The organism is Pseudomonas sp. (assembly GCF_036404235.1).
Taxonomy (GTDB): domain Bacteria; phylum Pseudomonadota; class Gammaproteobacteria; order Pseudomonadales; family Pseudomonadaceae; genus Aquipseudomonas.
This window is the reverse complement of the sequence record NZ_DASWOT010000077.1, coordinates 1-7,364: the sequence shown is the minus strand read 5'-3', so window position 1 is coordinate 7,364 and position 7,364 is coordinate 1. Positions and strand designations below refer to the sequence as shown.

11 protein-coding genes are annotated in these 7,364 nt (G+C 58.0%); all 11 read right to left on the bottom strand.

Annotation, left to right across the window (positions count from 1 at the left end):
- Nucleotides 1–316: 316 nt before the first annotated feature.
- Entirely contained in the window at nucleotides 317–541 is a 225-nt protein-coding gene (locus VGC62_RS09640) for a hypothetical protein (protein WP_331186847.1), read from the bottom strand.
- 109 nt (nucleotides 542–650) lie between these two features.
- Nucleotides 651–1,214: a hypothetical protein gene (locus VGC62_RS09635; RefSeq protein ID WP_331186846.1), complete on the bottom strand. Its 564-nt coding sequence runs from the start codon at nucleotides 1,212–1,214 to the stop codon at nucleotides 651–653.
- 3 nt (nucleotides 1,215–1,217) lie between these two features.
- Nucleotides 1,218–1,532: a hypothetical protein gene (locus tag VGC62_RS09630; protein ID WP_331186845.1), complete on the bottom strand. Its 315-nt coding sequence runs from the start codon at nucleotides 1,530–1,532 to the stop codon at nucleotides 1,218–1,220.
- A 5-nt stretch (nucleotides 1,533–1,537) separates the two neighbouring features.
- On the bottom strand, nucleotides 1,538–2,827 hold the full coding sequence (locus VGC62_RS09625) for a site-specific integrase (protein ID WP_331186844.1): 1,290 nt from the start codon (nucleotides 2,825–2,827) through the stop codon (nucleotides 1,538–1,540).
- Nucleotides 2,824–3,255 (bottom strand): VRR-NUC domain-containing protein, encoded by a 432-nt coding sequence (locus tag VGC62_RS09620; protein ID WP_331186843.1) that lies wholly within the window; start codon nucleotides 3,253–3,255, stop codon nucleotides 2,824–2,826. The genes VGC62_RS09625 and VGC62_RS09620 overlap by 4 nt, the downstream gene beginning before the upstream one ends.
- Nucleotides 3,252–3,623 (bottom strand): Ref family recombination enhancement nuclease, encoded by a 372-nt coding sequence (locus VGC62_RS09615; protein WP_331186842.1) that lies wholly within the window; start codon nucleotides 3,621–3,623, stop codon nucleotides 3,252–3,254. The genes VGC62_RS09620 and VGC62_RS09615 overlap by 4 nt, the downstream gene beginning before the upstream one ends.
- 106 nt (nucleotides 3,624–3,729) lie before the next feature.
- Complete coding sequence (locus VGC62_RS09610) at nucleotides 3,730–3,930, bottom strand: hypothetical protein (RefSeq protein ID WP_331186841.1); 201 nt, start codon at nucleotides 3,928–3,930, stop codon at nucleotides 3,730–3,732.
- Nucleotides 3,927–4,439: a hypothetical protein gene (locus tag VGC62_RS09605; protein ID WP_331186840.1), complete on the bottom strand. Its 513-nt coding sequence runs from the start codon at nucleotides 4,437–4,439 to the stop codon at nucleotides 3,927–3,929. The genes VGC62_RS09610 and VGC62_RS09605 overlap by 4 nt, the downstream gene beginning before the upstream one ends.
- A complete protein-coding gene (gene dnaB / locus VGC62_RS09600; RefSeq protein ID WP_331186839.1) occupies nucleotides 4,439–5,809 on the bottom strand; it encodes a replicative DNA helicase in 1,371 nt (456 codons plus the stop codon). The genes VGC62_RS09605 and dnaB overlap by 1 nt, the downstream gene beginning before the upstream one ends.
- Nucleotides 5,802–6,506, bottom strand: coding sequence for a helix-turn-helix domain-containing protein (locus tag VGC62_RS09595; protein WP_331186838.1), 705 nt, complete (start codon nucleotides 6,504–6,506; stop codon nucleotides 5,802–5,804). The genes dnaB and VGC62_RS09595 overlap by 8 nt, the downstream gene beginning before the upstream one ends.
- Nucleotides 6,503–7,177 carry a phage antirepressor KilAC domain-containing protein gene (locus VGC62_RS09590; protein ID WP_331186837.1) on the bottom strand — a complete coding sequence of 225 codons (675 nt, stop codon included), beginning with the start codon at nucleotides 7,175–7,177 and terminating at the stop codon, nucleotides 6,503–6,505. Before VGC62_RS09590 ends, VGC62_RS09595 begins: the two co-directional genes overlap by 4 nt.
- Nucleotides 7,178–7,364 lie beyond the last annotated feature (187 nt).

The window sequence follows — 7,364 nt, the reverse complement described above, 5'->3', positions numbered from 1 at the left end:
AATGCCTGGGATTAGGCTTGCGGTGGTCATGCCAATCGCAGCCGTCACCGCCAGCGCACCGGTACTCGGTTCGGCCATTATTGGAACTCCGGGAAATAAAAGGCCCGCAGTGTCACGGGCAAAGCACTGGGGAGCAGCACGATGAAATAGGTACGAATGAGGCCCTCGCTGAACGTGACGATCAGAGGTTCCGAGAGATTGGATATGAGTGAGCCGAAAACAAAAAAGCCCCGGCAAATGCCGAGGCTCGAAATGGGAATAAGTGACGTGTCATAAAAAAGCCCGACACGGTGGCCGGGCATTTATTTGAAACCATTCAGTTCAGACGATCTAACGGCTCAACACTGAACCGCCGATATTCCGTGTCATCCGGGCTCAGTAATCTTGACATGGTGCTGGGGATTTCGGCCTCTTTGCGGCACTCATCCCATTCCATCCTGATCGCCGCATCTTTGGCCGCAATCTCGGTATCGAACCAACCGACAGCACTTTGCTGTCCGTAGTTTTCACCAGCACGAAAGAGGACGTATGTGGTCTTCAAGATAGTCTCCGAACAAAAAAAGCCCATCTCAGCGGCGGGCTTCTTATACCTATCTCATACGCGCAAGATCGACATTATGGGGCTAATTTATGATCATTCCGCCACTACGTCAAGCGGCGTCGATGAATATCTGCTCTCGGTCGAAAATCTCGGTTGCGTGGATCACGGCGGCCTCTTCGAGCGACTCCAGGCGCTTGGCAATTCCGGTCTTCCAGCGACGCCTGGTCGACTCCGGCTTGCCTTCGGTATCCCAGCTGTTCATGTCATAGAACTCAGCGGGCAGCACGATCATGTCGGTGGAGCGCTTGCCGGACTGCACACCTCTGAGCTTTGGGATGGCCCAGGCAGTGAGCGCCTTATAGATGAACAGCTGCGGCGCTGGCGACGTGGTGCGGCTGACCAGGCGACTGATCGCCGCCACCTTGTTGGCCTTATGCGTCGAGTACTTCGCCACCAACACATCCCACTGGGCGGAATCCAGTTCGCGGTGCAGGAGCGCATACAGGCAGCAGTCATAATCAAACTTGTCGCGGACCGAGATAGAACTTCCGGTCCCGCCCTGCCGCAGGTCGGCATCGATCAGCTTTTGCCAAGACTGCTTCGTGCTGTTGTCGATGTTGTCGGCAGCCAGTACGCGGACCAGCGTGCCCATCACGTCTTTATAGATGCCCATCGCTCAATCCCCTGTGTAATTCGTGCCGCCGGCACCGCGGCGGTTGTTCTGTTCGTACTGCTCATGAGCGCCGCCGATTGGTTGGCGCGCCCTGGACAACTCAGCGTTCGTGCTGCGCAGCCTCAAACTCAGTTGCTGGACCAACACATCGAGCGGCAAGGCGTCACCTGTTTCGGCGCATATCCAGCCCGATGCGTTGCAAGCAGTGCAGTCCAACTGATGAAACACGCCGCTGACGACCGTGGCGCCGCGACAGATCCCGCACTCCATCAACGGCTTAATTTCGCGTCGAAAGGCGGGGCCATGGCTCTTTTTCATCGTTTTTAAACCTCGCCATTAACAAATTGTGGGATCGCCTTGCAGGCATCGTCGTTCGTGGCCTGCACGGGGGTTTGTGAATCTTCATATCTAACGCCTGTCTGCCCGTGAATCGCCTTGAAGCCACGGCCATCTAACCAGTCATGCCACTTCATCAGCGCCAATCGACGCTGCTCGGTGGCCTGCGTGTTGATGTAGGTCGAGGCGATCTTGCCCAGCGAATGGTTGAGCAGCATCTCTCCGATGTGCCCGTCGATGCCCAAATCGGTCCAGGCAGTACGGGCGACCTTGCGCAGGTCATGGCTGGTCCACTCACCCCGACCGAGACGGGTAAACACGGCGCTGGCCTGGTTCTCGCTCAGCTGTTTGCCGCGACGGGACGGGAACAGGTACGCGCCTTCGTAGCCCTGCGCCAGTTGCTGCTCCCGGTACCGACGCAACAGCGTGCATACCTGATCCGTCAGGGGGAGCCGGTGTTCGGTTCGGGTCTTGGTGTGTTCGGCGGGAATGAACCACTCGCGCTCGGGCAGGGCGATGTCGGCCCAGCGAGCCATGCGGGTTTCACCAATGCGTGTGCCGTGGCAGAGCATCATCAGGGCCAGCATGGCTTCGCCCGGCGAGCTATCGAAACGCTCAGCGAGCAGTGTCACAACCTCCGGTAGCTGGACACCGCGCAGCCGAGCAGGCTTGGGCATGATCCGGGCGGTGGTGAAGTCAACGAACTTGAGGTCGGCCATGGGATTAACCGGGATCAGGTCCAGTTTCCGGGCCTGACGGAATGCCACCGCCAAGAGCCGGTACAACTGCTGCACGTAGGACAGCGACAGTGTCTCTTGGGCGGGCCACATCAACAGCTTGTCCAGCGTCTGGGCGCTTACATCACGAATCGGCAGGTCAGCCAGGCGTGGCTTCAGGTGGCAGGCGATTGCCGACTTTCCTGCTGCCTTTCGTTTCTCGGACAGCGAGCGCGCTCTGGACATCCGTTCGCCGAACCAATCGAGCAGGTCACCGACGGTACTCCACGCCTCGATGGCGGCGCTGGCATTTGGCGTGAGCACCATGCGCTGACGCAGTTCGGGCAGCACAGCCAATACGGCATTCGCCTTGAGGTCGGGATATCCGGCGATACGGCGCCATGATCGCTTCACCACCAGATACCAGGAACCGCGCGCTCTGCCCTCGTTGAAACGGAAATACAGACCAGGATGACGTGGATCACGCAGGGTATGCACCGAAGGATCAGCGGCCTGTCGACGAATCTCGGCGTCGGAAAGATTGACGGCGGCTGTGCTCATGCGGCAATCCTCGTCGGCGGCTGGAGCATGTAATCACGAATGGTGGTGACGGCGTCGACGCGTCCACGACAGACGATTGCGAGATAGCCTTGCTCGGTGAGCATATGCAGATAGGCGTCCTGATCAGGCGACACTGCCGCGTCGTAGGGAGGCTGCGCCTTGAACTCGATGTACAACCCGAAGTAACCACCTCGGGCCATCGGCAGGACGAGGTCCGGCACACCGGCCTTAACGCCCTGCTCTTTGAGCTTGATCGCGACCAGCACATGCCGATGCCCACCGTTCGGGACGTGGTAGATCAACTTCGCCGCAAGCGGGAAACGGTATTTCAGCTCAGTGATCAGCGCAGCCTGCTCCAAGCCTTCGCGATCCACCGGTTTCTTGCGTGCGGCCTTCTTCTTGAACAGTCGAGGTTGGGCCGGGATCATGCCTCCACCTCCGAACCGTCCAGCCATGCGAGGAATGCAGCAGGAACATCGCCGCCCGCCTCGGCCACGACCTTGGCGCATATCTGGACCAGATCGGCCTGACGGCTATATGCCTGCTCGAACTGCACTTTCTGACCGTGAATGGCGAAGCCGGGGAACCCATCGGCGCCGTATCCGTGCTGATGGTGCCCGGCGCACAGTGGCAGCACGTACCAATGTGCGTGTGGTTTGGTTCTGCCATCGACGTGATGGATGCTGCACTGATCGTTGTAGACATCAAAGCCGACACGGCAGGCAATACAGCCGACCGTGCTCACCAGAGTGTCGTGCCAGCGCTTTTGGGCAGCAGAGACAGAACGACCCTTCATAGCCACGTACCGAATTGATACTCGACTGGCGGTACTGACTGGTCGTAACCAGCCTCCATGAACGTGACGAAGCAATGCACGACTTTTAACGTGGCCTTGATCGTCTTCACGCGCGCACCTCCGAGAGGTCCAGAACCTCGTATGTGCTCGGCCACATCATCCGGCCGAACGTTTCAGCAATCAGCTTGTGCTCAAACAATGCAATGGCCGGATCCGGAGCGTCCGCCAGATCGAGCTTGGATGAGCAGGCGTACACCGCAAACCGGAAAGTCACAGGATCTGGTCGAGACAGACTGGGTTTACTCACTGCGCGATCCCCTTCAATAAAGCTTGGAGCTGCTTGAGCTTGCCCAGCGCCTCCGCGTTGCTATCGCGCTCCACCTCAACCGAAAGAGCCACCTCCTCGATGCGCAGGGACAGGGCCTTCAGCCGCGACGAAATTTCACCAGCCAAACCAACGACCTCAGCAGACAGCCCAGCGAGTGCGTCCAGAGCCTGTATATCTGTCTTTTTGATCGGGACCACGGTTTCAGAGACTACTTTCGGCATGGGCTGCTCGCTTTTGGGTTTGATGGTGAGTGCATCGCGCTGGAATTTACCGCCCGCTGGCTCCCGGATGATTCCGGCGTCCTTTAGCTCCAAAAGAGCACGGCGAATCGCATGCGCTGAGACGGTGGTAGCGTTGGCGGCAAGCGCAGCGGCGTGGATATCGTGAGCGCTCCAGCACTCCTGAATAGGGATGTGGACGAAGACCTTGCGCGCGATTGAGGACTGCCCAGACAGCAACTGATGCAAGCGGGCTTCGTTGATCGCCATCAGAAACGCTCCTTACTGGCATAACGACTGGCAAGACTGGTGACTTTTTCCGGCTTAGGCTGTTCTATCCAGCCGCCAGCCAGTTGCTCGAAGCGGCTGTATTGCCCAAGGAACGCCGTTCGGACGGTGCCGGTCTCGATGTCCCGACCTTTACCGATGATGATTCCGGCAATCCCTTTTGCTTCGGTGTTTTCGTGGTAAACCTCGTCCCGGTAGACGAAGAGGATGATGTCGGCGTCCTGCTCGATAGCGCCGGATTCACGAAGGTCAGAATTGATTGGCCGCTTGTTCGGACGCTCTTCGCATTTGCGGGAGAGCTGGCTCAGCAATACCACTGGAACTTGAAGTTCGCGGGCCATGCTCTTGGCGGCGCGAGTCATGTAGCTGATTTCCTGCTCGCGGATTGCGCCGTTGAGGTCAGAGTCGAGAAGCTGGAGATAGTCGATGACGATCAGATCGAGGCCGTAGCGGCGCTTATGTCGGCGCGCCGACGAGCGAATCCGGTTGATCGTCAATCCGTCGCGGTCAGAGATGAACAGGTTCGAATTCTTGATCTTCCCAGCAGCCGACATCAGTTCAGCACCGTAGTCGTGAGGGGCCTTGCCGTTCTTGATCAACTGGAGCGGCACCCGGCCTTCGGACGCCATGAAGCGATCCATCAACTGGGTCTTGCTCATCTCAAGGCTGAACACCATCACGCTCTTGCGCTGCCGAATCGCGGCGTCGGAAACGATGTTCATCGCCAGCGTGGTCTTGCCCATGGCTGGCCTACCGGCGATGACGACCAATTGCTCAGGCTTCAACCCCTGGATCTTGTCATCGAGGTCCGCAATCCCAGTCGAAAGGCCATCGATACCTTCACCTCGATCCGCTCGCGCCTGCAGAACCTCAATGTAGTCATCAAGGATATCTTCGGCCTTGATCACTTCGGCGGTCGCAGACTCCCCCTCGAGTGCCAACGCTTCGGACTGGGCGTATGCGATCTTGTCGGCGGTCGGCTGATCCCCGTAGGCAATTTCGTTGATGCGAGCCCCGAGGCTGATCAGTGCGCGATCCAGGCTGCGCTCGCGGATCGTTGCTGCATAGGAATGAGCGTTCGCGACACTGGGCGTATTTTTGACGATTTCGGCTGCGTAACCAAGGGTGTTGACCCCATCCGCGAACGTCCCGATCCTGGTGCTGACGGTAAGAACGTCGATCGGCTTGCCCTCCGAGTGCAATGCCAGGATCGACCTGAACAGCTCCGAGTGATCCGACAGGTAAAAATCTTCTGCCGAAAGGTCTGCGGACAGGACATCGATCAGTTCGGGACGAAGCATCATGGCGCCCAGCACGCTCTGCTCGGACTCAATGCTGTAGGGATCACGCACGGTAGTTACCCTCAACGACCTTGACGAAATTCGAAGGCAAAATCAGCCAGTCGAAGTTGCAGCGGAAAGGTTTGTTCGTGCCCTCTGCCTTCCCCATCAGGAATGGGCTAGCACGCACCAGTTCGAAAAACTCTTTCCAGAACTCAAGATCCTGATGCACTTCGCTCTGGTCCCAGCGCGCCGTGATCTTGGAAACTCTGTCCTTGGTCAGCATGACGACACGTGGAAATTCAGGAATCGTCTCGTTGAACAAATCCACGATGGCCTGAGGTGAACATTTCGGTCTCGCCTTCGACGTCGATTTCTCGCCCTCGCCAAGAGGTGATGGTTCACTTGATGGTTCTATTACGGTTCTGGGTGCGGCTGCTGCGGGGGTTTCTGTCGTGAGCTGCGGGGGTGGCGGTGCATCTCCTGCGGGGTGCATTTCCTGCGGGGGTGAATATGATGCAGGGGTTAACAGATAAACTGTCGACCGCCCGGTGCGCTCGCGGATCGACAACAGACCAACTTGGCTCAGCCACTTGATGGCGGTTTGGACGGTCCGCTCTGCCAAGCACGTGCGCTGTGAAATGCGCGCAATCGAAGGCCAGCAGACCCCCTCATCGTTTGCATTGTCAGCCAGGGATATCAGGACAGACTTCTGTGGCCCACTCATGCCTTGCAACGGCCAGCAGGCGCTCATGATGATGGTGCTCAATTGCTTTGCTCCAGCTTGTACGCAGCCCACACGCCGGCGATCCACTGCACGCCCTTTGCGGTGAACCGCGCCTGGGCAAATGCATGACCGTTGGTTTCGCTGGTGCCGGTTTTTAGTTCGAAACGCTTTGCCGCCTGATGCTGACTACAAGGCGTGAGCACGCCGCCGAGGTAGTACATGACGCCCTGGTCCAGCAGCATTTGTCTGAACTGGCGCTCTTTGGCATTCAACAGCTTTGCGACCTGCCGAAAGCTCATCGAGCCAGACGCTTCGACGTATTGATCTACAAAGGCCACTTTGGGCGCAGCGATGGCCAGGGCCTGATTGGCGGCTTGCTGGAGTTCGAACTGTTCAGCCCATGCGCGTGCCGCTGCGGCAGGATTGGAGAAGTCAGGGAGCGTGGCGATAACGCGGGGCGCCACGATCTGCTCCAACTCATGCAGGCGATGCACCACCTTGCGGCGAAGAGGAATGCTATAACCGGTCAGCAGCGTCTCGGTCAGCTCCTTGTCCAGGTGGAAATTGGTGGTGTAGCCCCTGCTATCTTTGTCTTCGCGGACATGGCCCAAAACTGGACCATCTTTTTCCAACTCATCAAGCATGTCTCGAATGTCGCGGATGACATGCTTGTGCTGTTTACCAGTCAGCTCCGCAATCTCGGTGCTGCTCATGGAAATAGTACGCGCCACGTTTTCGTAACTATTATCGTTTCGTGACGCGGCATGAATTGAAGCTGTGTTGACATTAAGGTGCTCAGTACGCATTATTCACCTCACAGTGTGTCGTGCAGTGCGTTGAGAAAGCCGGGGGTTGCAGCCCGGTTTTTTTTCGCCCGCGATTTGGTGTTGCAGTTGAAGT